Raw genomic sequence first — 24,511 nt, 5'->3', positions numbered from 1 at the left:
TTCTATCTCTTTTTTAAAGAAAATAGCGTTCCGACTATCGGAACGCTATTTTTATTTAAGATCGTCATTAGCGTTATGCCCACCATTCAAAAGGCAACCGGCAGTTGTGCCGGCTTGTTCGCAATGACAATACTATAATTTAGGCTAATGAAACACGAAGAGGCATTTTACATAGGCTACGTAACAAAGACCAGGGGTTTAAAGGGAGAAGTTCAGATATTTTTCGAATTTGATGATTATGAAAAATTAAGCTTTGACGTGGTTTTTGCCGATATGAATGGTAAACTCGTTCCCTATTTTGTTGCTTCAGCTAAACTGCAGGTTAATAAAACAGGTTATTTCAACTTTGACGATCTTGATCATGTTGATAAGGCTCAACCATTGTTAAGAAAGAAACTTTATCTTCCGCTTAGTCACATGCCTGAGCGTGATGAAGATGAATTTTTTTATACTGATTTAAAAGGTTTCACAGCCATTGATGAAACCCTTGGAGAGTTAGGGGAAATCACGGAAGTAAATGAATACCCACAGCAGTTCGTTGCAACTATTTTTTACAAAAACACTGAAATTCTGTTTCCGTTGAATGAAGACTTTATCATTGAAATTGATGATGAAGAAAAGGTTTTGACGCTTGATTTACCAGATGGATTGCTGGATATATATCTGAATAAGTAGAACACATTTTACTCCCTACCTATTATCTTAATGCGGTGTCTTGTGGCCGTTAAACTCCCGAAGAGCAGGTGTTGATCGAATTGTACTATTATTTAATATTAAATTAAAGATGAGTTACCTTTGTGCCATGCGTTTTGATATTATTACCGTACTTCCGGCTCTGTTAGAGAGTCCTTTCGCCCATTCTATTTTACATAGAGCTCAAAAAAAAGGGCTTGCTGAGATTGTAGTGCATAACCTTAGGGATTATGCTACCAATAAACAGAAAAGCGTTGATGACTATCAATATGGGGGTGGCAGTGGCATGGTGATGAGTATAGAACCATTTGCAGCTTGTATAGAAAAATTACAGGCTGAGCGAACATATGATGAGATTATTTTCATGAGTCCTGATGGGGCAACCCTTAATCAAAGTACAGCTAATGAGTTATCCATTAAAAAAAACATCATTATTCTTTGCGGCCATTACAAAGGGATTGATCAGCGAATCCGCGATATTTTCGTCACCCGTGAAATTTCAGTTGGTGACTATGTGCTGAGTGGCGGAGAATTACCTGCAGCTATCGTTGTTGATGCTGTTGTTCGTCTTCTTCCCGGAGTCTTAAACGACGAAACATCTGCCCTATCTGATAGTTTTCAGGGTGAGCTACTGGATGCGCCGGTTTATACCCGACCTGCTGACTGGAGGGGACATAAAGTGCCCGATGTTTTGTTAAGCGGGCACGAAGCAAAGGTTAATGACTGGAGACATGAGCAGGCGTTGGAACGCACCAAGCAACGTCGCCCTGATCTGTTAGAATAAAAATGTTCATTTTTTCGCTTTCTACAATTTTATTAGAGCAACATTATTAGTGCTGATCAATAAAATAGTTAAAATTAATGCATTCGTGAATAAGGTGTATGGCGGGTGCTTTACACTATTATTCTACAAATAATTGCTCTAACTAGTGCTTTGCTGATCTTTTGAAACATAAGTAATTACAATCTGTAAATGTGGATTTCTAAAAGATTGTGGAAAAAATAAAAAAGGTTTTTTTTATTGAAAAAAAATCCCTAATATTGCAATCCGAATTTCACGGGTTGAAATATCGATTTAATAGCTTAAAATCATGGATTTAGTAAAATTTGTTGAAGAGCAGGCCATCGCGAAAAAAGATTTTCCTGCGTTCAAGTCTGGCGATACAGTGAGCGTACACTATAAAATTCGCGAAGGTAATAAAGAGCGTATTCAGATTTACCAAGGTGTTGTAATTCAACGTAACAGTGCTGGTGCAAACGAGACTTTCACTGTACGTAAAATTAGCAATGGTGTTGGTGTTGAGCGTATTTTCCCTTTTAGTTCTCCAAACATCGAGAAAGTAGAAGTGAATAGCTATGGTAAAGTTCGTAGAGCAAAATTATTCTACTTACGTGCTTTAACTGGTAAAGCTGCTCGTATCAAATCTTTAAGAAAATAATATTCTTTATTATAAGATATAACCTTCACGATTAATTTCGTGGAGGTTTTTTTGTTTATACCTTTTTTTTATGTTGGAGTCTGCATTTTTTGATCAAATATTTTGGGGCAATAGCGTTAAAGCTTACTGTCTGTTTGGAGGTATTCTTTTTGTCGGCCTATTATTTAAACGGATAGTGTCGAGACTTTTAAGTAAGCTTTTGTTCAAGCTCTTCAGGAGTTTCTCCAGCCAGTCTCATGATGATGCATTTGTGTCATTGCTTATCAAGCCTTTAGAGACCTTCATTTTGCTCTCGACACTCTATCTGTCGATCAACCAACTCAAGCACCCTTTAGAAGTCGCAATATTTCATTATAGTAAGCTTGTTGGAAAGGTTAAGGAATCTATTCCTGTAAGCATCGGAGATTGTGTTGACAGAATATTTTTATTTATGATCATTCTGTCAATTTTCTGGATTATTTTGAGGATAATTGATTTTATCAGTCACGTACTTTTGTTCAAGGCGTCTTTAACTGATAATAAGTCTGATGATCAGCTCGTACCCTTTTTGAAGGAGCTATTTAAAACTATCGTAATTTTTATCGGATTTTTTACACTCCTTGGTTTCGTTTTTGAGGTGAATGTACTTACGCTGATTACCGGTTTAGGTATAGGGGGTATTGCCATCGCTTTGGCAGCCAAAGAAAGTTTGGAAAATCTAATAGGATCATTTACTATTTTTCTTGATAAACCATTCGTTGTTGGCGACCTGGTTAAAGTAGATGGAGTTGAAGGAACAGTAGAAAAGGTTGGTTTTAGAAGCACAAGGATCCGTACATCTGAAAAAACAATGGCCACTATTCCGAACAGAGGAATGATTGATGGCGTACTGGAAAATCTATCTTTGCGCAATCTTAGAAGAGTAGTTTTCACGATTGGTTTAACATATGAAACAACCGGAGATTCGGTGAAGAAAATTGTTTCCGACATAGCGGTTTACATCCGCTCATTTAACGGCACTGCTGATGAAAGTGTAGCTTTCAAGAGTTTTGGTGATTCTGGTTTGAATGTTGAAATATCCTATTTCGTTACCATACTAGATAACGCCGAATTCATTAAAATCAGACAGGAAATCAATCTGGAAATTATGGACATCGTGATGAGAAACCAATCAGATTTTGCTTACCCTACACAAAGATTGATAAGTGACAGACCACTTGGTGGTGATCATGAAAAAGAGGTTGGTAATGATGCTACCGACTAATATAAAGTATTGAAATACAAAAAAGGTCAATTTGATGCATTCAAATTGACCTTTCTTATGAATTTTAGTTAATTAAAATCCTATGATAAGGTGGCTAATGTCGTAATTCCACCTTTAACTACCTGATTTAACTCTACATTAACTTTTGTTCCAACAGGTAAGAAAACATCAACTCTAGATCCGAATTTAATGAAACCGAACTGTTCAGTTTGTTTCACCTGATCACCTTCTTTTACGTACCATACAATCCGGCGAGCCAGAGCTCCTGCAATTTGACGAAACAATACTGATGTCCCGTTTTTATGTTCTACTACTGTAGTGGTTCGTTCGTTTTCTGTCGAAGACTTAGGGTTCCATGCTGCTAAATATTTACCCGGATGATATTTAAAAAACTTAACTACGCCGGAGATAGGGTTGCGGTTAATGTGTACGTTTACAGGTGACATGAATATAGAAACCTGTAGTCGTTGATCTTTAAAATACTCCCCTTCGTTTGTTTCCTCAATTACAACCACTTTACCATCTGCAGGGCAGATTACGAGATTATCTCCGGCGGAAAAAGTCCGGCCTGGATTCCGGAAAAACTGCAACACAATGATGAATAAGGCTGCAGAGAAAATATAGATAAACCAGCGTAACCAGGTGATGTCATAATATTTGTAGTCAACAACGGCATTGATTACGAAAATGAGTAAGATAGTGATGGAAATGGTTGTGTAGCCTTCTTTGTGTATAGTCATTGTATTTGAAATGATTGTTGCGCAAAGGTGCGAAAAATAAATTAATAGAATGTAAAGTTATCCTGCTGTAGCCCTGTATATGTCAGTTAAGTTCCTCCCCAGCCCGTTATAATCCAATCCGTATCCAACAACAAATTCATTTGGTATTTCGAAGCCGATGTACTCCAAATCCTCAATCTGATACTTTAATGCAGCAGGCTTTAATAAAAGCGAAGCAACTTTTACTGAAGCAGGACTTTTCTCTTTTATGGTTTTTAGAATATGGGTTAGTGTTAACCCCGTATCAACAATATCTTCTACTACAATGATATCTCTCCCTTCGAGATTCTCTGGTAAACCAATTAATTCCTTTATTTGTCCTGTACTACTGGTTCCCTCGTAAGAAGCCACTTTCATGAAAGCTACTTCGCAAGGAACATCTATTTCTTTTATCAAATCGGCCATGAAGAGAAAGCTCCCGTTTAATACACCTATAAATATTGGGCACTTGGATTCGTAGTCTACATTCATTTGGATTCCCAATAAGCGTATTCTTTTGTTTAAAGTTTCGTTTTCCAAAAAAATCTCAAACTCTTTATCTTCTACTTTTATTTTGTGCATGTGAGGTTTTTATCAATTGAAAAGCTGGTGGACAACACTGGAACCCGAATTGAATTTACTGTCCATTTTCTAGTTCTTTTTCTCTTCTCCTTTGTTCGCGCCGCTCCTGCCTAAGTTGTTTTTTTGATTTTGTGGTATCCGATGATTGCACAGTAGGAGTATCCTTTTTTGACCCGCCCCCAAAAATACGATCGAAGAGACTTTTATTTTTGTCTTGCATGATTACTGTTGGCATTCCATCCTCGTCGTCGGTATCGAAGCCTGTTGTGTCAACCGCTGCAGTATCCGGAGCTAAATATTGGCGTAACCCTTCTCTTAACCTTACATTGTAAAAGCCATATCCTGAAGTATCTCCAGGTGTCAAACCACGACGGGCCATTATGTTACCCATAAACCTGAAGTAATTAAACATATAAGGTTTCAAACTGCCGTCAGCCATGAATTTATACATAGATGCCTTGGGTTTCGGAACTATGCTGGCGAGAAATAAACCGTCGCCTATGGTTAAATCTGCGGGTTGCTTACCAAAGTAATACCTTGATGCTTCGCCAATGCCATAGATATTCTGCCCTAGTTCCATGATATTGAAATAAACTTCGAGCATACGCTGTTTGCTTACCAGATGGTTGTGTTCAATGAGCCATACAATCAGTATTTCTTCGGCTTTACGTGCTAGTGTTTTCTGCCTGCTCAGGTATATATTTTTAACCAGCTGCATGCTAATCGTGCTTCCTCCGCGCTTAAATTTCTTCTCTTTAAAATTCACTGCAATCGATTTGCGGATCGATTCTTCAACAAAACCATTATGGGTATAAAAAGATGGGTCTTCAGCAGTTAAAACAGCATTTATGAAATTCTTAGAAATTGCATTTAAAGGTGTAAAATTGGGATTTGAAGGACCAATGGTGATATCGCGCATTGGTTTTCCATATTCATAAGGGGTATAAACGAATGGATTATTGATTTTTTGAAGATTGGTTTTGCCCCATTTTAAGATTTTAAAATTGAGGGGGGTAAGTGTTGAACTGAACCGAACACTGTCAGGAACAGCGGTATCGAGGTAAAAGTTAAGGTTGTATTTCACTTTTCCTTCTACTTTTAATCCGTCAAGGGATTCGAACAGGCCTTGTGGAAAGGCGTCCAGGACAGCCTGAGCATCCTGCTCTTCGGCGTCCAGTTTTAATTCGTAAATTTTGTTTTTACCGAGCGTGTATTTGACAAAGGGATGGATTTTAGCGTCTCGTAAATAGGCGGTTGATGTACTATCTAATGCAATATAATGTGGGCCAACCAATACGTCTGCATCCAATTTTGCACGCTGTACCACGATGTCGTTCCCAGCTAAACGGGCCTGGTTGATGAGCATGTTTTTTACCGACCATGAACCAGATATCTTATAATCGTCGCCGCTGTAGCCGGCATCTTTAAGTTCAGTTTGCAATGTGTCAAAACTTACCTTTCCATGGAATTTATTGTTTAAATAAGGCAACTCAAGCTTTTTGCCATCAGCATAAACTGTGAAGCTTAATTGCTTTTTACCCGGTTTTACAAGCCCGTCAATATGCCAGGTTGACTCGCCTTGATTTACATTGATTGTTGATTTTAAATCACCTCCGTCAATAGTTGCTGTGGTGGCGAAGCTGAGTTTAGCTGTATCGTGATCGTTGAATTTAAATACCAGATTCTTAACATCCATATCATCCGGGATTTTGTACAGAACCTGGTTAAGTATATTACTGGCTAATTCCGGCAGGTTGGCTTTGCCTTTATTCTCTGTGCTATCTTTTTTCTTTCTTTTTAGGAAGTCGATATTGGATGTGGAATCTTTTAGTACTACGCTTACAAATCCATTGGCCAGTTTAACTTCGGAAAGTTTAACATTACCAAAAATAAGCGGAAAAAGCTTAACTCCTACGCTTAGTTCTCCAATTTGAGAAAGCGTATCTCTATCTTTTGGAACAACAGAAACGGAGGTCATTTTAACTGTACTCAGTCCGGCAAAACCGGCAGAACCAATTTTTATTTCCAGGCCATAATCCTTTTCCGCTTTTGCTACGGCTTTCGCCACCATTTTTTTTAAAAGCGCTTCCCGTTTACTATATGCTACAGCACCTAAGGCTATACTGATGATCAAAAAAATGCCCAGAACCCACGCCCCGATTTTTAGATATTTTCCTGGGATTCTAATTTTTGGTATTCGCATATAGTCGTTAAAATGGTTAATTGCTTAAACGTAACAATTAAATGTTTATTTCGTGTTAAAATTACAGTTTAAAAGCCTAAATAAAAGTATTTGTGGCTATGTTTTGTTAATTTTGAATTTAAATTAATACGATGCAGATAAGCCCGCAACAAGTTTTGGATGCTTTAAAAAATGTTGAAGATCCTGATCTTAAAAAAGATCTGGTTACCCTGAACATGATTAAAGATTTAAGCATAGCTGATAACCAGATTAAATTTACTTTGGAGCTCACAACTCCAGCCTGTCCGATGAAGGACATGCTGAAAAATGCCTGTACTAATGCGATCAAACATTTTGTATCTGCAGAGGCAGACGTGAGTATCAATGTAACATCCAGAGTTACCGTGCCGGTTAATACTTCCTCACTTGATAACATCAAAAACATCATTTTGGTTTCATCCGGAAAGGGTGGTGTAGGTAAATCTACTGTATCTAGTAATTTGGCAGTTACGCTAGCGAAGGATGGAGCAAAGGTAGGTTTGATTGATGCGGATATTTATGGCCCATCTGTGCCTACCATGTTTGATTTAGTTGACGCAAAACCAGGTGCGGTTGAAACTGCGGATGGCAAAACTAAAATTATTCCGATTGAAAAATATGGTATTAAACTGCTTTCACTCGGCTTTTTCGCAGATCCTGGTCAGCCTGTGCCCTGGAGAGGGCCTATGGCCTCTAATGCAGTTAAACAATTATTCAATGATACCAACTGGGGTGAACTGGATTACCTGATTGTAGATCTTCCTCCTGGTACGGGCGATATTCACATCACCATTACCCAAAGTTTTCCAATTTCAGGCGCTGTGGTGGTGACAACACCTCAGCAGGTTGCGTTGGCGGATACACATAAAGGATTGGCAATGTTTAGAATGCCTGGAATTAATATCCCTATTTTAGGCGTGATAGAAAACATGTCTTACTTTACTCCGGCAGAACTGCCAGAGAACAAGTATTATATTTTTGGGAAAGGTGGAGGAACCGAACTTGCCAAAAGATTTGATGTTCCGTTTTTGGGTGAAATCCCAATCATACAAAGCATTGCCGAAGCTGGTGATGCCGGCAAGCCGGTTGCGCTTGATCAGCATCCTTTGCTTGATCAAATTTTCGGAAATATAGCCAGTAAAGTTGCACAGCAGATATCTATCAATAATGCGCAGCTAGTGAATTCCTAAAAAATTACTATTTTTATAATCTTAAAAAACTGATAATGAATTTAACAGAGCAAGTAGAACAGGCATTGGAAACTATTAGGCCATATTTAAAGGCTGACGGAGGTGATGTTTCTGTTGAAGAAATTACATCTGAGGGAACGGTAAAGCTAAAGCTTTTAGGTAATTGTGGTTCTTGTCCGATGAGTTTCATGACAATGAAGTCGGGAATTGAGCAGGCAATTATGAAGGCTGTACCTCAAATTACTTCGGTAGTTGCCGTTAACATGGCAGAGCAAGAGTAGCTTTAACACTATTTAACAAGATAGTTTTACTATTAGAATTACTTTTGTATTCATGAGATTTTGTGTTGCCCTAATTTGCGTATTATTTTCTTTATCTACTTTTGCACAGCAGAAGAGGACACAGGAAAAGCTTATCCAATTTTCAGGCATTATTACAGATATTGATAGTACAAATGTCATCCCCTATGTAACCATTACTAACCTTTCTGCAAACAGTAAGCGTGTAGGTGCTGACTATAGAGGGTATTTTACATTCATCGTAAATCCGGGAGACACCATTCTCTTTACGGCCATAGGTTACAAGAAATTTTCTACAATTATTCCCGAAAGCACACCAGATAGTAAATATACTATTATGGTCAAACTAAAATCAAACGTTGTAGATTTACCATCTGTACGTGTTTTTCCATGGGCAACAACTGAAGAATTTACCCGTGAATTCTTAACGATGAAGCTGGCTGATGATGATATGGCTATTGCAAAAAAGAACTTATCGAAAGCTTCCATAAATGGCTTAATTCAAACCTTGCCAAGGGATGGTCAGGAAATTTCAAGTCAGAATTATCGTTATAATTTTGACCGGATGGTGAACAAGAATATGGTTCAAACGAATCCCTTGTTGAACCCTTTTGCCTGGGGCAAGTTAATGCAGCAAATTTTCGACGGAGATAAAAAGCGTAGTGAAGATTATTAGAAGCTCAGTATGCCCTGTAGATTATCCTCGTCACTAAGAGGAAGCAGGTAATGTTTGGATTTCGCATCCTTAATCGTAACTAACGGGCAATAAAAAATGGAAAACAGCTGTGCCATTTTCCATCATTATCTCATATAGTGTATTCCCACCTACTTTTTTTTGTTTCTGTTCACAAACCTCATTCTATAATCGGTTTTTATATTTCCTTTTGCAATAGCATCAAGTTTGCTTTTAAGCATGGTTTTGCGGAGAACACTCACTTTATCTGTAAATAACTTTCCTTCTATGTGATCGTATTCGTGTTGAATCACACGTGCCGGTAATCCGTCTACCTCATCAACATGCTCGTTCCAGTTTTCATCAAGGTATTTTATCTTGATATTTGGTTTTCTTGAGATGTTTTCTCTGATATCCGGAATACTTAAACATCCTTCGTTAAAGTTCCAGGGCTCGCCGGTTTCTTCCAAAATTTCGGCATTAATGAAAACCTTTTTATAACCAGGGGTTCCATCCTCATCTTCACCAGTATCTACAATAAATAAACGGATTGGCAAGCCAATTTGAGGAGCGGCCAATCCAACTCCATTTGCGTAGTACATGGTGTCGAACATATTCGCAATCAATTCTTTCAACTCAGGGTAATCCTGATCAATATCAGCACCTTTTTTTTTCAAAACAGGATCGCCGTAAGCTACTATTGGTAATTTCATTATAAAATATTTTTTTCAAACGTCTAGGTCTGAAGGTATTAATTGTATTTCTAACCCCTGATAAAGTTTTAGCGTTTAGGGATGTTCATTAAGCGGAAGTTAGTTCTTGCCTTACGCGAACAAAATCGGTACAAAAATAAGCATTTATTCCAGTATCGGGCTGAAAGTGAAAATATTCAGTTGCTCTGCATTTAAAACCTCGTTTGCAATCTGAGCAATTCCGGTTGTGGTAACCTGATTAATTTTCTGAAAAACCTGTTCCAGTGAGTCGATTTTATTATGGTCAATAAGACTTTTTGCCATCGATATAATCAGGCCGATTCTGTTTTCTTCACTTAACGCAATTTGCCCGATAAATTTATTTTTGGCTTTCTGGAGCTGTAAATCATTCAAAGGATTATCTCTTAATTTCTTCATTTCTTTAAAAATTAAAGACAAGGCCTTTTCGTGTTTTTCCTTATCCGTTCCAAAGTAAATAGAAAAAATACCTGTATCACTCAAAGGAGAAAAGTTTGATTCTATGGTATAGGCAATACCATATTTTTCCCTGATTTGCAGGTTTAAGACTGAGCTCATGCCATTACCTCCAAAATAGTTATTCAGCAACATTAAACCCGCTTTCTGCTCGTCATGCGTAGAAAAAGTCTGCATGCCTAAAATACAATGCGACTGTGCTATAGGTTTATAAATTTCGGTGATTTTCGGCCTTAAGACAGCTGGTTTTGTTCTGTTAATTGCTGGAGAATTTTCCTTTACGTCAGAAAAATATTTATTCCCTTTATTTGCTACCTTTTTAAAGGTGTAGTCTCCCAAAACAGCTACTACAACTTCATTTGTACGGTAATTTGCATTTCTGAAATTGATCACATCTTCCCTCGTAAAATTATTTACGGTCTCTGTTGTGCCGAGAATATTGTTTCCTAAAGGATTACCGGCAAATAACATGTCTTCAAAATCATCATTGATCGCCTCTTCCGGCTGATCGAGGTAGGATGCAATTTCATCAAGAATTACACCTTTTTCTTTATCCAGCTCTTCTTCCGGGAATGTAGAATGAAAAATAATGTCGTTGAATAACTCCAGTGTTCTATCGAGATAGGGATTTAGGAAGGAAGCGTGAACACAGGTATATTCTTTAGTAGTGTAGGCATTTAAATCTGCGCCTACGCTTTCCAGCCGGTTCAGGATTTGAATGGTACTACGTTTCTCGGTTCGTTTAAAAATTAAGTGTTCGATGAAATGGGCTAAACCTGCCTTTTGTTCAGGCTCATCGCGCGAGCCTGTATTAACGATAATGCAGGCATGAGATATAGTAGAAGCCGAAGGTACGTGTAACACACGAATTCCATTCGCTAAGGTATGAACATTGTATTCCATTGACCGGTAAAGATAAGGAACATATTTCAGTGGATTTTCTCATTCGTGTAATAATGAAAGGCTAATCCACCACTTGTCGACACATTTAATCCTTTTGTCGTTGAACTGGTAAAAAAACTTACGGATTGAAGATATTTAAGCATCAATATTGACATATGTTTAAGCCAAAGCTGATTTACATCTTAACGATTGTTTTTATACTATTTAATAACCATGTATTCTCACAATCGCTCGGCGACCCTATTGTGAATATTGATTTTGGAGCCGGAACAGCAACATATGCAGGCGCTTTGGCTGCTAGTACAACAAGTTATACTTATGTTGCCCAGGCTTTTCCCAATGACGGGTCTTATACGGTGATGAAGAGTACAGCATCATCAGGAAATGTATGGTGGTCAACTCTTGATCATACCGGGAGTGTGACAGGAACATACGGATACATGATGGTGGTAAACGCCAGCTTATCTACCACCGATTATTTTTATAAAACAACTGTGTCTAATCTGTGCCCAAATACGGCTTATGAATTTGGAGCATGGATAGTAAATTTGCTCCGTTCGAGTGATAACAGCCCGCCAAACATTACTTTCACTATTGAAAAAACTGACGGTACTATTATCCAGACATATAATACGGGGCAAATTCCCCTTACATCTTCAGGACCTACGTGGGTTAAAAAGAGTTTTAATTTCTCCACGCCGGTTGGTGTAACAGACATTGTTTTAAGAATGCGCAACAACAGCGCAGGTGGTGCACCGGCCAATGACCTGGCTTTAGATGATATTACTTTTAGTCCTTACGGTCCAACCATTGCCGCCGGACTTGGTTCGGCCAGTTCGTTAACACAGACTTATTGCCAGGGAAGTTCTGGAATTGTGAATTTAAATGCTTCAGTATCTACTGCCGGAGGTTATACCACACCAGCTTCTCAGTGGCAGAGTAATGTTAATGGCGCTGGCTGGACAGATATTGTTGGTGCAACTTCACCCACGGCGACGGTCGATTTAACTGGAGCACCTTCAGGTAAATATTTATATCGCCTGGCTGTTGGTGAATCGGCAAATTTTGGAAATACAAAGTGTAGAATCGTCTCTTCTGTGCTAGCGGTTACCATTAACCCCCTTCCAGCTCCATCCCCCTCCGGGAACACTCCGCTTTGTGTTGGAGAAACATTACGCCTGGTGGCGCAGGGGGCTTCCACCTCTACTTACTCCTGGACAGGACCGAACTTTAGTTCTTCGCTTCAAAACCCAGTAATACCAAATGTTATCGATGCCAACGCCGGAACTTATACTGTATCAGTAAAGACTGTTGATGGCTGTACATCCTCAGGCAGTATAACTATAGCCATTGGCACCAGACCTGCAAGCTCTGTTAGTGAATCGGTAGCCATTTGCGAGGGTTCAAACACAACTTTGACTGCTTCGGGTGGTGTGAAATATGTGTGGACACCGGCTACCGGATTAAGCGACGCTAATATTGCCAGCCCGATAGCTACTCCCTTAGTAACTACAACCTATACGGTAAATGTATATGATGAAAGCAGTGCCTGCCCGGCGACGGGAACAGTAACAGTTACCGTAAATAAAGTGCCGGTTGCCAATGCCGGTGCCGATAAAAGTCTGGTAGTTGGAAATTCCGTTACTTTGTCAGCAAGCAGCAACGAAAGCAATGTGGTTTATAACTGGAGCCCTATCGATTTTCTCAGTGATCCGACAGTTTTGAATCCGGTTTGTACAGCAACTAAAAGCATAACATATACCTTAACCATTACATCTTTAAACGGTTGCGGGGTGAGCAGTGATGATATGAATGTAAAGGTTTACAATAAGTTGTTTATCCCGAGCGGAATTACCCCAAACGGGGATGGGATTAATGATACCTGGAATATTCCCGGGCTTGATTCCTATTCGAAGGTTCAGGTAAGGGTGTTTAACCGTTACGGAACTATTCTGTATGAATCTTCAAGCAATAAGGTAAGCTGGGATGGAACTTTTAAAGGCAGGTTATTGCCTGAGTCCGTTTACTACTATACCATTTTGCTTGATAATCAAAAACCGCTTAGCGGATGGGTGATGCTGAAACTATAACGTTTCTGAATCGGGGTATTGAATATTTAGATCTGAAATCAATTTCTCTTTTGTTGGTCTGCGCAATGCCAGAAATACAAAATTGGCCAGCGCAAAAATTAAAAAGAAAGCGTTATGAGTGAGGTAGAAGCCCACTAAATTGAATAGCGCCCCACCCTCTAACAATGCAGCGCCGATGATGAATGCACTTTGGTACTGATTGATTTTGCTTTCGGATGAAGCTGTTTTGTCGACCTTCGCAATTACGTTTCTGAAAAAATAGATACTTGCCGTGATGGTCATTAAACCCATGATTGGAAATATTGGGTTGAAGGGCGCCGAATGCTCAGGGTTGGCATCAAAAAACATCATGTCGCGGTTAAGGAAAATCGTGATTAATGCAAAAAGGAATACACCACTGCATAAGGCGAGGTGAATCATTTGTAGTGGTTTTAGTTTGTTGTTCATTTGGATTTTACCATTTAAGGGATTTAAGAAATATAAGTCAGTTATGCCTCACTAACTTATATTTCTTAAATGGTTAATGTATGATTTTATTTCTCAATTCCTTCTAAAGCGAACAAAAATGCCCAGCGTAAGGAAACATCTTTCAGGTAATCAAAACGCCCTGAGGCACCACCGTGTCCAAAATCCATATTGGTTTTAAGCAATAGGATGTTTTTATCAGTTTTCAAAGCACGGAGTTTGGCCACCCATTTTGCAGGCTCAAAATACTGTACCTGACTATCGTGTAAGCCTGTAGTAACCAGCATATTTGGATAGGCTTTTTTCTCTACATTTTCATAAGGTGAATAGCTTTTCATGTAATCGTAAGCATCCTTTTTCTTTGGATTTCCCCACTCATCAAATTCATTGGTAGTTAGCGGAATGCTTTCATCCAGCATTGTGTTTACCACATCTACAAAAGGGACGTCGGCAATGGCACCATTCCACAAATCAGGGGCGAGATTTACCACAGCTCCCATTAACAAGCCTCCGGCACTGCCGCCATGTGCATATAGATGTCCTTTTGAAGTATATTTCTGTTCAATCAGATATTCTCCTGCGGCAATGAAATCGGTAAAGGTATTTTTCTTTTTCATCAGCTTACCATCTTCATACCATTGGCGTCCCATTTCCTGCCCGCCGCGGATATTGGCAATAGCATAAACAAAGCCCCGGTTAAGCAAACTTAGGCGTGGCGATGAGAACGATGCATCCATGGTTGCGCCATAAGAGCCATAGCCATAAAGTAACAGGGGGGCATTTCCGTTCTTTTCAACCCCTTTTTTATATACCAAAGCTATCGGGATTTTTGTGCCGTCTTGAGCGTTAGCAAAAACACGTTCGGTTATATAATCTTTAGGGTTGTAACCTCCAACAACATCTTGCTGTTTCATCAGCTTCTGATCTTTCTTCTCGAGATCATAGTCATATACGGAGCTTGGAGTTGTTAAAGAAGTGTAGTTATAACGCAATGTTTTTCCGCCATATTCAGGGTTAGAGCCAATTCCGGCTGCATAAACAGGCTCATCGAATTTGATGTAATAATGGGTGCCATCCTTTTTGATTACACGTAATTCCGTTAAACCATTTTTACGTTCAGAAAGCACTAAGTGATCTTTAAATTCATCACCGTACTCCAGTAAAACATCTTTACGGTTAGGGATCACTTCCTTCCAGTTTTCCTTGTAAGTTTTATCCAGCGGACATTCCATCAAGCGGAAATTTTTAGCGTTCCAGTTGGTCACAATGTAAAACTTATCATCAACAGGCAAAACGTCATATAATACATCTTTAAATCGGGGTGAGAAAATTTTGAAAGCATTTTCAGGATGGTCTGCATCCAGTATTCTATATTCGGTGGTTAAAGTTCCCTGCGAGCTAATGAAAATATATTTTCCGTTTTTAGACTTTGAGACACCGATATAATTGGTATTATCTTTTTCATCATAAACAACGGCATCGGTTTTTGCATCGGTTCCGAGTGTGTGCTTCTTAATTTTTTCACTCAGTAAGGTTACCGGATTTTTTGAAGTGTAGAATAAGGTTTTGTTATCGTTTGCCCATGCCACAACACCTTCTGTATTGATGATGGCATCCTTATATATTTCGCCTGTTTGAAGGTTCTTTACCTGAATGGTATATTGCCGGCGCGAAACTTTATCTACGCCAAATGCCAGTAGATTATTGTCGGGACTTATCGAAAATCCTGTAGCGCTATAATATGAATGCCCTTTTGCCAATGCATCTATATCTAATAAAATTTCTTCTGTAGCCGTTAAGCTTCCTTTTTTACGGCAATACTTATAGTACTGCTCTCCATCGTCGGTTCGGGTATAGTAAAAGTAGCCATTTTTAAAAACCGGCACAGATTCGTCCTTCTCTTTAATCCGGCCTTTCATCTCTTTAAACAAATCTGTCTGGAACTGTTCGGTTCCTTTCATTATCTTATCGAGGTAATTGTTTTCGGCTTTCAGGTAATCAACTACTTTATTGCTATCAGGACCTTTTTTAAAATAATCAATCATCCAGTAATAATTGTCTATAACGGTATCGCCATGAATAACTCTTTTATACGGACTAACTTCAGCTATTGGAGGTTTGGCATCCGGCCATTTTATAGGTTTCATTTCTTGTTTCGTAGGGTTGTTGCAAGCTGTAATTGCACCAAGCAAAAACAGCGAGGGAAATATACGTTTCATCATGATGGTTTGGTTCAGGTTTATGCAATTTAAACTTTTTATCGGAGATTCTGATTTTGGAATAGATGGTTCGGTCTTGTATGGGTTTTTATCCACTCCCTTTTATTATTTGTTTCTCCCGCTGATATAGATGATTTTCGCAGATTTAAAGATTATCAGTTATTACACTAAACGAATATTATCATTTTGATAAAAATTAACCATCGCCCTTATATTCATTCGATTTGAAAAAAATAGATGCTAAATTGCCACATCAAATATTAGTAATGAAATTAGGGTACAAAAAAATTGTTGTTAAAGTTGGTTCAAATGTAATTACACAAGGGAATGGATTACCTGATGAACCGCGGATTCAGCATTTAGTTAATCAGCTGGCAGAGATTAAAAAGCAAGGCATAGAAGTTATTTTAGTTTCATCAGGTGCGGTAGCTTCGGGAAGGAGCCTGATTAAGGTCTCCGAAAAGCATGATGCTGTTACCACACGGCAGTTACTCGCAGCTATTGGTCAGGTAAAACTGATTAACACGTATTCAAATTTCTTTGAGCCTCATCAAATTAAATGCGCACAGGTTTTGGTCACCAAAGAAGATTTTCGCGACCGTGCGCACTATCTGAATATGAAAAACTGTATGCAGATTTTATTGCAGAACGAAGTTATTCCTGTAGTTAACGAAAATGATGTGGTTTCGGTTACAGAACTGATGTTTACAGATAATGATGAGCTTGCGGGGTTAATTGCGTCTATGCTGAATGCAGATGCACTGATTATTCTCAGCAATGTGAACGGGATTTATAATGGCGATCCGAAGCTGGCGGCTTCGAAGGTTATTGAAGAAGTAACTGGCGGCGTAGCGAATTTAGCTTCATTTATCCAAACCGGTAAATCGCAGTTCGGACGGGGTGGTATGATTACGAAATCTACAATGGCGCAGAAGGTTGCCAAACTGGGTATCAATGTTCATATTGCTAACGGAACAACTGATAATGTGCTTACGGGGTTACTAAACAATGCGATTATTCACACCCGCTTTGTTCCCGAGAAAACTAAATCGGGAAAGAAAAAATGGATTGCACACTCAGAAACTTCGGCAACAGGAATTGTAAAATTAAATGATGGCGCTAAAACAGTTTTAACGTCAGGCAAAGCGACAAGTTTGTTGCCAGTTGGAATTATAGCCATACAAAGCGACTTTTTGAAGGGTGATATCATCAAAATTGTTGACGAAGATGATCAGCTAATTGGTTTAGGTATTGCTGAGTATGGGTCGGATAAGGCCAAGGAAAGGATCGGGCAGAAAAAACAGAAGCCGCTGGTACATTATGATTATTTTTATTCGGCAATCTAGCCTGAATGATTAGTGGAAAAAGGCCAAAGTGCGTGTTAAAATAACTTGCTGCTGCTTGCTTCCTCCTACTACATATACAAAAATGGACTATTCAATATATTTCAATAAGGCACAAAAAGCTACTCGTACAATGGTTGGCCTTGATAAAGGAACCATCAATGTTGTTCTTGATGATGTTGCACAGGCTTTGGTTTCAAATACCAACAGCATCCTTGCTGAGAACGAAAAAGATCTCGCTAAAATGTCTGCCGACGATCCAAAGTACGATAGGCTTAAGCTTTCTTTGCAGCGTATTAAAGACATTGCAGCAGATGTAAAAAATATTATTCAACTGAACAGCCCCGTTGGTGAAATTCTATCGGAGAAGACACTGGAAAACCAACTGCAGATACAGAAAGTCCGGGTACCGTTAGGGGTGGTTGGAGTGATTTATGAGGCCCGGCCAAATGTTACGGTAGATGTTTTTTCACTTTGCTTTAAAACAGGAAATGTTGCAGTATTAAAGGGCGGTAGCGATGCTGAATTTTCTAATCTGGCGATTGCCAATGTAATCCATGATGTTTTGGCCAAGCATCAGATTAATGCGGATGTACTCACTTTGCTTCCTGCAGATAGAGCAGCCACGGAAGCACTCTTAAATGCCAGAGGTTTTGTTGATGTATTGATTCCCAGAGGTAGTCAGTCGCTCATCACTTATGTTCGGGAGCATAGTAAAATTCCGGTTATTGAAACCGGAGCGGGGATAGTTCATACTTATTTTGATGAATCCGGTGATCTGGAGAAGGGGAAACAAATCCTTTTTAATGCAAAAACAAGAAGGGTGAGTGTGTGCAATTCATTAGATTGTGTTCTCATCAATCAGAACAGATTAGCTGACTTAAACGAACTTTTAGCCCCCCTGGCCGGTGGAGATGTGGAGTTATATGCAGATGCAAAAAGTTATGAAACATTGAAGTCTTCATATCCATCAGCATTGCTGAGCCATGCTACGCCAGAACATTTTGGCACCGAATTTCTATCTTTGAAACTGGCAGTAAAAATAGTTGATGATTTGGATGAAGCACTTAATCATATTGCTGAATATAGTTCAAAACACAGTGAAGCAATCATTTCTGAAAATGCAGATCATATAACGAGGTTTCTTAATCAGGTCGATGCGGCAGCAGTATATGCGAATGCTTCAACTGGTTTCACTGATGGTGCCCAGTTTGGTTTAGGCGCGGAAATAGGGATTAGTACTCAAAAACTTCATGCCCGTGGGCCAATGGGGCTAGAAGAATTAACGAGTTATAAATGGGTGATTAGAGGTAATGGACAAGTAAGAAAGTAAATAAGTATATGCTTTAGGGTAATCTAGGAATAAGTTATATCTCAAACACTTCTCCCCTTTTGGGCATTTCGACATCAAAGCCATCTTCTTGTATTGCGATAGATAAACTTTCCATGCTTTTTTCTTCACCGTGTACCAGAAAAACCTTTTTAGGATTGCCGGTTTGTTTGATGGTATTTACTAAATCGTCATGGTCGCCATGCCCGCTTAGTAGATCAGTTTGACGAATAGTTGCATAAACCATCATTTCACGATCTTTTATTCTCACAATGGGGGCACCGCTTAATAGTTTGTATCCAAGTGTTCCTTTTGCACAATAACCGATGAAAAGAATGGTACAGTAATAATTCTGAATGTTGTAATATAAGTGATCCTGAATTCTTCCGCCCTCTAACATTCCTGCAGAAGAAATGATAATGCAGGGGTCGAAATAATTGGAAACATCTTTGCTTTCTTTCATGGTTTGAACGTAAGCCAGATGTTCGAATTCAAACTCATCACCCGTGGTTTTATAGAAATCTTTTGCCTCTTGGTTAACCAGGTTATGGTGTTTTCTGTAAACGTCAGTTGCCTGGATACCCATCGGACTATCAACGAAAATCTGAACGGGAGGAAGCAGCTTTTTAGTGAAGATTTGATTGAGGGCAAAAACCAGGGATTGGGTACGGCCGATACTAAAGGCGGGAATAATTAACCGCCCCGGGGTTTTAATGCAGGCTTCAGTAATTTCTTTGATCAGCCTTTCCTCAAGCGTTTGGTCTTTGCTATGGTAGCGGCCACCGTATGTAGATTCGCAAACAAAGTAATCCACAGGTGGGATAGGTTCTGGTTTCACCAATACAGGATAGTGTTCACGGCCAATATCGCCTGAAAAGGCTATTTTTTTCTCTTCACCGTTATCGTTTATGGTTAATACGGCTGCGGCAGCACCTAACAAATGCCCTACCGGAATAAAAGTCAGGCTAATATCGCCATTTATTCTAAAGGCTTTATTAAATGCTATCGTTACGAACCGATCAATCGTGTCCATAACATGTTTGTGCAGGTACAAAGGTTTTGGTCCGCTAAAATTACCTCGCTTGGTGCGTGGTTTCCGGCTTTGCTTTCTTAAAAACAGTTCAACGGAATCGTACAATAATATAGCGCTTAAATCGGCAGTTGGGGGAGTACAAAGTATCTGACCATCAAAACCAAGTCGTACAAGGGTAGGTAAATTGCCGGAATGGTCTATGTGTGCATGAGTTAAAATTACGAGGTTAATATCGGTTGGATCGAATGGGAACTGTTGATTTTCTTCCTGATAGGTTTCTTTCTCATAGTCCAATCCGCAATCTATCAGTATTTTATAATTTCCAACTTCAAGCAGGTGCATGCTTCCTGTTACTTGTTGTGCTGCACCCCAAAACGTTAACTTCATCTTCTAATCTTTCCGTAAATTGTTTGGTGTAAAGTAATACAATTGGTTGGATTTTTAAATAACAGGAAGTAATTTTTTAGTTATCGCAGTTTTTAGATTTCGCTGATGATGACAACAAGCAAAGTAGCTTTAGTGGTTAACTTGATATCATAGGGCATATCAAAGGTACCCCAGATCAAAATAAGATATTCAATTTCTTATCAACTGAGCGACTATCGTTACTGTTTAAAAGCATTATCTTTGTTAAAAAACATATAGCATGCAAGAACCCTTTGATATAGAAATAGGCCCAATAAATTATTCTGTTTTTCCTGAAGGAAATGATACCTATACCATTTTTAAGGATGGAAAAGAATATATTCAGATCATGAAAGATACATCTTCCATCTGGTTGAAACTGGATTATAAAACGGAACTTCCAATTTTTGAGGAAGATGAGGAAGTGAATGCCATTGGACAGGCGATTGAGCATTACGAGCCTGAAGAAGACGAAGAGGATGATTTGTAGTATATTACCCCTCTGGTATAACGAAAAAAGTCCCGACATGCGGGACTTTTTGCTTAGTGATCAAATATTATCTTGTACAGTTTGCTGTCCAGGTTTGACCATCTTTAACAACCAGCATTTTAAGTGAGCTGGCATCGATAGTGATTCCTGTTAATCCCGAGCCAACGCTAACGTAAGAATTATCACCTGTTTTCTCGAATTTTACACCAGTGATATCAGGGATATTACTTCCGAAGTAAAAGTTGTAGGTTTCACCCACTTTGCTCACTGTTACTTTTCCGTCAGAGCTATTAATTGTCGTTTGACCATTACGGTAAGAAACGGTTCCGTTATAGGTACCAACGAAAAAATCTTTGTCTGCCGGATCTGTATCTTTCTTACAAGATACCATTACAGTTAATGCAATTAAAAGCATGCTGAAAATTTGAATTGTCTTTTTCATGTTTTGTTTTTCAATTAGGAAATTGCCTGGTAGAGACAATTTCGGTTAGTTAAATGTAACAGGCTGTTTACAATGACTATGCCAAAACGTGTAAACGATGAATGAAACTTATTTAGCTGTTAACGATTTAAATTTTGTTTTATGACGTTAAGTGTTTGGTAAACAGGTGTTTTTGCTATCTCCTTTTTTGTTAAGCCTGCAATAAAATGAGTGATGCCATAATGTTTCGTACCAGGATGATTAGCAAACAGTGTTTACTAAAGCAGAGCGTGGGATTAACCTGCCCACCCATCTCTATCCAGGCTCCTGTAATTGATGGCCTCTGCAAGGTGTTCAAGTTCCACATCTTCACTATTATCAAGGTCGGCTATTGTCCTTGCTACTTTGAGGATGCGGTCGTAAGCGCGTGCAGATAAGCCGAGTCTTTCCATTGCTGATTTTAACAATTTGGTTCCTGCCTCACTGATATTGCATACCTTTCGTACCATTTTAGCACTCATTTGTGCGTTATAATGCAAGTCAGGTTGTTCTGCGAATCTCAAGTCCTGCTTTTCTCTTGCTTTAATTACCCGGGTTCTGATTATCTCGCTTTTCTCTGCGTTTTCTGATGAGGAAAGCTCTGAAAAGTCGACTGGGGTAACTTCAACGTGAAGGTCAATCCGATCTAATAAAGGTCCGGATATCTTACTTAAGTACTTTTGAACGATACCCGGGGCGCAAACACATTCTTTTTCAGGATGATTATAAAAACCACAAGGGCATGGATTCATAGAGGCTACCAACATAAAGCTTGATGGATATTCAACTGCAAGACGTGCCCTTGAAATGGATATTTTTCTATCCTCCAATGGTTGCCTCATTACTTCCAGCACGGTTCTTTTGAATTCCGGCAATTCATCCAAAAATAATACCCCATTATGTGCCAGGGAAATCTCCCCCGGTTGTGGGTTTGCCCCACCCCCTACCAGCGCAACATCTGATACGGTATGATGCGGGGAGCGAAAAGGGCGAATGGTCATTAGGGCATCTGCTGCCGACAATTTTCCTGCTACAGAGTGGATTTTAGTGGTTTCGAGTGCTTCTGACAGATTTAGCGGCGGTAGTATGGTTGGCAAACGCTTAGCGAGCATGGTTTTGCCTGCGCCGGGCGGACCAATCAAAATCACATTGTGACCTCCGGCAGCAGCTATTTCCAGTGCCCGCTTAATATTTTCCTGTCCTTTTACATCTGCAAAATCATAATCGTAGTTGGCGATGTTTTTAACAAACTCTTTTCTGGTGTCGATTTTAACAGGTGCTAAAAGTTCTGTTTTATTGAAAAAAGCAATTACCTGACTCAGCGTATCTACACCATAAGCGGTTAAACCATCAACAATTGCTGCTTCGCGAACATTCTGCCTGGGAAGAACGAAGCCTGAAAAGCCATCTTCACGTGCTTTTATCGCTATTGGCAAGGCTCCTTTTATGGCTTGAATGCTTCCATCGAGTGATAGTTCACCCATGATAAAAAAGTTTTCCAGTTCATCTGAAGGGATCTGACCTGAAGCGGCAAGGATTCCAATGGCGATAGGCAGATCGTAAGCCGAACCTTCTTTTTTAATATCTGCAGGAGCCAGATTGACCAGGATTTTTTGACGAGGCATACGGAAGCCGGCAGTGCGAATGGCACTGTCTACGCGGCGCAGACTTTCTTTAACCGCAATATCAGGCAATCCGACCATAAAATATTTCGCGCCTGGACTGATGCTTACCTCGATGGTAATTGTTAAAGCGTTAACTCCAAATACGGCGCTTCCGAAAGTTTTTACAAGCATTTAATTTCTTTAGAAAATAAAGGATGTTATGTTATTCGGGGATGGTTAAGACTAATATAGTAAAAATTTAAATAGTTGGTTGTGTATTGATTGGTAGTTAAAAGAAGTTCGTTTACAAGAGAATAGCGCAATGGATAAAACAAACATAAAAAATCCCAATCATTTCTGATTGGGATTATAAATCATCGTGTTCTTCTGGAGCCGATATTATCTTTTACCAAATGGCATTTTCGGCATGCCTTTCATCATGGCTGCTGCGGCGGCAGGATTTGAAAACTGCTTCATCATTTTGCGCATATCTTCAAACTGTTTAATGAGCTTGGTTACTTCTTCAACCTTACTTCCTGAACCTTTTGCGATACGTAATCTTCGGCTTTGCTGAATGGCATCAGGGTTTTCCTTTTCAAAGGGCGTCATTGAGTTGATAATGGCTTCAATAGATTTAAAAGCATCATCCTGAATGTCGACATTTTTCATCATTTTGCCTACTCCGGGAATCATGCCCATCAAATCCTTCATGTTACCCATTTTCTTGATTTGCTGAATTTGGTTATAGAAGTCGTTAAAATCGAACTTATTTTTACGGATTTTTTTCTGTAGTTCAGCCGCTTCCTTCTCATCGAACTGCATTTGTGCACGTTCTACAAGGGAAACTACGTCGCCCATGCCGAGAATACGGGATGCCATACGATCCGGATAGAAGACGTCTAAAGCTTCCATCTTCTCGCCGGTACCAATAAACTTAATTGGTTTGTTTACAACAGATTTAATCGAAAGTGCTGCACCACCACGTGTATCACCATCTAGCTTGGTTAATACAACACCGGTAAAGTCCAGGCGGTCGTTAAACACTTTTGCTGTGTTAACGGCATCCTGACCGGTCATTGAATCAACTACGAACAGGATTTCGTGTGGTTGGGTTTTCGCTTTAACTTCCGAAATCTCATTCATTAACGATTCATCGATAGCTAAACGACCAGCGGTATCAATAATGATCACGTTGTTTCCGTTTTGCTTACCGTGAGCGATACCTTCCAGGGCGATCCCAACAGGGTCATTTGATTCGCGGTTTGCATAAACCGATACCCCTACAGATGTTCCCAGAACCTCCAGCTGATCTACCGCTGCAGGACGGTACATATCACCTGCTACCAATAAAGGTTTCTTACCCTTACCTTTTAAGTGTAATGCCAGTTTACCTGCAAACGTTGTTTTACCTGCACCGTTTAAACCTGCAATTAATATGATGGTTGGGTTTGCTTTAATATCCAACTCTGTAACCTCGCCTCCCATCAGGGCCGCAAGCTCATCGTTCATGATTTTAGTTAGCAACTGGCCTGGTGAAACCGACGTTAATACGTTTTGGCCTAATGCTTTTTGCCTAACATCATCAGTAAATGTTTTGGCTGTTTTATAGTTAACGTCGGCATCTAATAATGCTTTACGAATTTCCTTCATGGTTTCCGCCACGTTGATTTCCGTAATACTGCCTTGTCCTTTTAATACTTTAAATGCTCTGTCTAGCTTGTCCTGTAAATTATCAAACATCTTTTTTATAAGCTAAAAGCCCTTGCGCTGAGCAAAAGCTACTTGTTTTTAATAAAAGGCAAATGTATCAAATTTTGGTTGTAAATCTTTGCAACTCAAAGCCAAAACTTGAACTGATGTGTCAATATATTTTTTGCTCCATGC

General features: G+C 39.3%; 22 protein-coding genes. 11 read left to right on the top strand and 11 right to left on the bottom strand.

Annotated features, from left to right (window positions below; all coding sequences use genetic code 11):
* Positions 1 to 147 precede the first annotated feature (147 nt).
* The 4 genes from rimM to AC570I_RS08455 all read left to right on the top strand — a co-directional run bounded on the left by rimM (position 148) and on the right by AC570I_RS08455 (position 3,375).
* A complete protein-coding gene (rimM, locus tag AC570I_RS08470) occupies positions 148 to 675 on the top strand; it encodes a ribosome maturation factor RimM (RefSeq protein WP_497405134.1) in 528 nt (175 codons plus the stop codon).
* 127 nt (positions 676 to 802) lie between these two features.
* Positions 803 to 1,477: a tRNA (guanosine(37)-N1)-methyltransferase TrmD gene (gene trmD / locus AC570I_RS08465; protein ID WP_497405244.1), complete on the top strand. Its 675-nt coding sequence runs from the start codon at positions 803 to 805 to the stop codon at positions 1,475 to 1,477.
* A gap of 307 nt (positions 1,478 to 1,784) precedes the next feature.
* Positions 1,785 to 2,132 (top strand): 50S ribosomal protein L19, encoded by a 348-nt coding sequence (gene rplS / locus AC570I_RS08460; RefSeq protein ID WP_047799728.1) that lies wholly within the window; start codon positions 1,785 to 1,787, stop codon positions 2,130 to 2,132.
* A 175-nt stretch (positions 2,133 to 2,307) separates the two neighbouring features.
* Complete coding sequence (locus AC570I_RS08455) at positions 2,308 to 3,375, top strand: mechanosensitive ion channel family protein (protein WP_497405133.1); 1,068 nt, start codon at positions 2,308 to 2,310, stop codon at positions 3,373 to 3,375.
* Between the two features lie 80 nt (positions 3,376 to 3,455).
* Here the strand turns inward: AC570I_RS08455 and AC570I_RS08450 are convergent, their stop codons facing one another.
* From AC570I_RS08450 to AC570I_RS08440, 3 genes are read right to left on the bottom strand one after another with little or no spacing between them, the layout of a single operon-like run.
* Positions 3,456 to 4,115, bottom strand: a complete 660-nt coding sequence (locus AC570I_RS08450; protein ID WP_497405132.1) for a phosphatidylserine decarboxylase family protein — start codon at positions 4,113 to 4,115, stop codon at positions 3,456 to 3,458.
* Between the two features lie 57 nt (positions 4,116 to 4,172).
* Complete coding sequence (gene hpt / locus AC570I_RS08445; RefSeq protein WP_047799731.1) at positions 4,173 to 4,715, bottom strand: hypoxanthine phosphoribosyltransferase; 543 nt, start codon at positions 4,713 to 4,715, stop codon at positions 4,173 to 4,175.
* A 55-nt stretch (positions 4,716 to 4,770) separates the two neighbouring features.
* On the bottom strand, positions 4,771 to 6,918 hold the full coding sequence (locus tag AC570I_RS08440) for a transglycosylase domain-containing protein (protein ID WP_497405131.1): 2,148 nt from the start codon (positions 6,916 to 6,918) through the stop codon (positions 4,771 to 4,773).
* 131 nt (positions 6,919 to 7,049) lie between these two features.
* Here AC570I_RS08440 and AC570I_RS08435 point away from each other — a divergent pair, with 131 nt between their 5' ends.
* From AC570I_RS08435 to AC570I_RS08425, 3 genes are read left to right on the top strand one after another with little or no spacing between them, the layout of a single operon-like run.
* The gene (locus tag AC570I_RS08435) at positions 7,050 to 8,126 is read left to right on the top strand and encodes an Mrp/NBP35 family ATP-binding protein (RefSeq protein WP_497405130.1); all 1,077 of its coding nucleotides are present in this window, start codon (positions 7,050 to 7,052) and stop codon (positions 8,124 to 8,126) included.
* A 35-nt stretch (positions 8,127 to 8,161) separates the two neighbouring features.
* Positions 8,162 to 8,407, top strand: coding sequence for a NifU family protein (locus AC570I_RS08430; RefSeq protein ID WP_025141622.1), 246 nt, complete (start codon positions 8,162 to 8,164; stop codon positions 8,405 to 8,407).
* Positions 8,408 to 8,459: 52 nt separating this feature from the next.
* Positions 8,460 to 9,101 carry a peptidase associated/transthyretin-like domain-containing protein gene (locus AC570I_RS08425; RefSeq protein WP_047799734.1) on the top strand — a complete coding sequence of 214 codons (642 nt, stop codon included), beginning with the start codon at positions 8,460 to 8,462 and terminating at the stop codon, positions 9,099 to 9,101.
* 149 nt (positions 9,102 to 9,250) lie between these two features.
* Here AC570I_RS08425 and def read toward each other — a convergent pair whose 3' ends face one another.
* Both def and AC570I_RS08415 read right to left on the bottom strand, forming a co-directional pair.
* Positions 9,251 to 9,811 carry a peptide deformylase gene (gene def / locus AC570I_RS08420; protein WP_497405129.1) on the bottom strand — a complete coding sequence of 187 codons (561 nt, stop codon included), beginning with the start codon at positions 9,809 to 9,811 and terminating at the stop codon, positions 9,251 to 9,253.
* A 144-nt stretch (positions 9,812 to 9,955) separates the two neighbouring features.
* Positions 9,956 to 11,188, bottom strand: a complete 1,233-nt coding sequence (locus AC570I_RS08415) for a M16 family metallopeptidase (RefSeq protein WP_497405128.1) — start codon at positions 11,186 to 11,188, stop codon at positions 9,956 to 9,958.
* A gap of 155 nt (positions 11,189 to 11,343) precedes the next feature.
* On the opposite strand from AC570I_RS08415, the gene AC570I_RS08410 reads away from it, so the two are divergent.
* A complete protein-coding gene (locus tag AC570I_RS08410) occupies positions 11,344 to 13,278 on the top strand; it encodes a T9SS type B sorting domain-containing protein (RefSeq protein ID WP_497405127.1) in 1,935 nt (644 codons plus the stop codon).
* Here the strand turns inward: AC570I_RS08410 and AC570I_RS08405 are convergent.
* Both AC570I_RS08405 and AC570I_RS08400 read right to left on the bottom strand, forming a co-directional pair.
* The gene (locus AC570I_RS08405; protein ID WP_497405126.1) at positions 13,273 to 13,725 is read right to left on the bottom strand and encodes a hypothetical protein; all 453 of its coding nucleotides are present in this window, start codon (positions 13,723 to 13,725) and stop codon (positions 13,273 to 13,275) included. The genes AC570I_RS08410 and AC570I_RS08405 overlap by 6 nt on opposite strands.
* An 86-nt stretch (positions 13,726 to 13,811) precedes the next feature.
* Positions 13,812 to 15,965 carry a S9 family peptidase gene (locus AC570I_RS08400; protein WP_497405125.1) on the bottom strand — a complete coding sequence of 718 codons (2,154 nt, stop codon included), beginning with the start codon at positions 15,963 to 15,965 and terminating at the stop codon, positions 13,812 to 13,814.
* Between the two features lie 263 nt (positions 15,966 to 16,228).
* On the opposite strand from AC570I_RS08400, the gene proB reads away from it, so the two are divergent.
* Together proB and AC570I_RS08390 are read left to right on the top strand one after the other, a co-directional pair.
* Entirely contained in the window at positions 16,229 to 17,308 is a 1,080-nt protein-coding gene (gene proB / locus AC570I_RS08395) for a glutamate 5-kinase (protein WP_497405124.1), read from the top strand.
* Positions 17,309 to 17,390: 82 nt separating this feature from the next.
* Positions 17,391 to 18,638 carry a glutamate-5-semialdehyde dehydrogenase gene (locus AC570I_RS08390; protein ID WP_497405123.1) on the top strand — a complete coding sequence of 416 codons (1,248 nt, stop codon included), beginning with the start codon at positions 17,391 to 17,393 and terminating at the stop codon, positions 18,636 to 18,638.
* Between the two features lie 34 nt (positions 18,639 to 18,672).
* On the opposite strand, the gene AC570I_RS08385 is transcribed toward AC570I_RS08390, so the two are convergent.
* Positions 18,673 to 20,055: an MBL fold metallo-hydrolase RNA specificity domain-containing protein gene (locus tag AC570I_RS08385; protein WP_497405122.1), complete on the bottom strand. Its 1,383-nt coding sequence runs from the start codon at positions 20,053 to 20,055 to the stop codon at positions 18,673 to 18,675.
* A 259-nt stretch (positions 20,056 to 20,314) separates the two neighbouring features.
* Here AC570I_RS08385 and AC570I_RS08380 point away from each other — a divergent pair, with 259 nt between their 5' ends.
* A complete protein-coding gene (locus AC570I_RS08380; protein ID WP_497405121.1) occupies positions 20,315 to 20,563 on the top strand; it encodes a hypothetical protein in 249 nt (82 codons plus the stop codon).
* Positions 20,564 to 20,630: 67 nt separating this feature from the next.
* Here the strand turns inward: AC570I_RS08380 and AC570I_RS08375 are convergent, their stop codons facing one another.
* The 3 genes from AC570I_RS08375 to ffh all read right to left on the bottom strand — a co-directional run bounded on the left by AC570I_RS08375 (position 20,631) and on the right by ffh (position 24,367).
* Entirely contained in the window at positions 20,631 to 21,005 is a 375-nt protein-coding gene (locus AC570I_RS08375) for a hypothetical protein (RefSeq protein ID WP_047799743.1), read from the bottom strand.
* 275 nt (positions 21,006 to 21,280) lie between these two features.
* The gene (locus AC570I_RS08370; protein WP_497405120.1) at positions 21,281 to 22,819 is read right to left on the bottom strand and encodes a YifB family Mg chelatase-like AAA ATPase; all 1,539 of its coding nucleotides are present in this window, start codon (positions 22,817 to 22,819) and stop codon (positions 21,281 to 21,283) included.
* A gap of 207 nt (positions 22,820 to 23,026) precedes the next feature.
* Positions 23,027 to 24,367: a signal recognition particle protein gene (gene ffh, locus AC570I_RS08365; protein ID WP_047799745.1), complete on the bottom strand. Its 1,341-nt coding sequence runs from the start codon at positions 24,365 to 24,367 to the stop codon at positions 23,027 to 23,029.
* Between the last annotated feature and the right edge of the window lie 144 nt (positions 24,368 to 24,511).

The organism is Pedobacter sp. A2324 (assembly GCF_059693705.1).
This window is presented reverse-complemented; position numbering and strand designations above follow the sequence as displayed.

Bases quoted from the DNA above. Each gene is read 5' to 3' on its own strand.
- AC570I_RS08410 (WP_497405127.1), top strand. From the start codon at position 11,344: ATGTTTAAGCCAAAGCTGATTTACATCTTAACGATTGTTTTTATACTA.
- rplS (WP_047799728.1), top strand. From the start codon at position 1,785: ATGGATTTAGTAAAATTTGTTGAAGAGCAGGCCATCGCGAAAAAAGAT.
- AC570I_RS08450 (WP_497405132.1), bottom strand. From the start codon at position 4,115: ATGACTATACACAAAGAAGGCTACACAACCATTTCCATCACTATCTTA.
- AC570I_RS08415 (WP_497405128.1), bottom strand. From the start codon at position 11,188: ATGGAATACAATGTTCATACCTTAGCGAATGGAATTCGTGTGTTACAC.
- AC570I_RS08435 (WP_497405130.1), top strand. From the start codon at position 7,050: ATGCAGATAAGCCCGCAACAAGTTTTGGATGCTTTAAAAAATGTTGAA.
- AC570I_RS08425 (WP_047799734.1), top strand. From the start codon at position 8,460: ATGAGATTTTGTGTTGCCCTAATTTGCGTATTATTTTCTTTATCTACT.
- AC570I_RS08375 (WP_047799743.1), bottom strand. From the start codon at position 21,005: ATGAAAAAGACAATTCAAATTTTCAGCATGCTTTTAATTGCATTAACT.
- AC570I_RS08370 (WP_497405120.1), bottom strand. From the start codon at position 22,819: ATGCTTGTAAAAACTTTCGGAAGCGCCGTATTTGGAGTTAACGCTTTA.
- AC570I_RS08440 (WP_497405131.1), bottom strand. From the start codon at position 6,918: ATGCGAATACCAAAAATTAGAATCCCAGGAAAATATCTAAAAATCGGG.
- proB (WP_497405124.1), top strand. From the start codon at position 16,229: ATGAAATTAGGGTACAAAAAAATTGTTGTTAAAGTTGGTTCAAATGTA.
- AC570I_RS08390 (WP_497405123.1), top strand. From the start codon at position 17,391: ATGGACTATTCAATATATTTCAATAAGGCACAAAAAGCTACTCGTACA.
- AC570I_RS08400 (WP_497405125.1), bottom strand. From the start codon at position 15,965: ATGATGAAACGTATATTTCCCTCGCTGTTTTTGCTTGGTGCAATTACA.
- rimM (WP_497405134.1), top strand. From the start codon at position 148: ATGAAACACGAAGAGGCATTTTACATAGGCTACGTAACAAAGACCAGG.
- AC570I_RS08405 (WP_497405126.1), bottom strand. From the start codon at position 13,725: ATGAACAACAAACTAAAACCACTACAAATGATTCACCTCGCCTTATGC.
- AC570I_RS08380 (WP_497405121.1), top strand. From the start codon at position 20,315: ATGCAAGAACCCTTTGATATAGAAATAGGCCCAATAAATTATTCTGTT.
- trmD (WP_497405244.1), top strand. From the start codon at position 803: ATGCGTTTTGATATTATTACCGTACTTCCGGCTCTGTTAGAGAGTCCT.
- AC570I_RS08385 (WP_497405122.1), bottom strand. From the start codon at position 20,055: ATGAAGTTAACGTTTTGGGGTGCAGCACAACAAGTAACAGGAAGCATG.
- AC570I_RS08430 (WP_025141622.1), top strand. From the start codon at position 8,162: ATGAATTTAACAGAGCAAGTAGAACAGGCATTGGAAACTATTAGGCCA.
- hpt (WP_047799731.1), bottom strand. From the start codon at position 4,715: ATGCACAAAATAAAAGTAGAAGATAAAGAGTTTGAGATTTTTTTGGAA.
- ffh (WP_047799745.1), bottom strand. From the start codon at position 24,367: ATGTTTGATAATTTACAGGACAAGCTAGACAGAGCATTTAAAGTATTA.
- def (WP_497405129.1), bottom strand. From the start codon at position 9,811: ATGAAATTACCAATAGTAGCTTACGGCGATCCTGTTTTGAAAAAAAAA.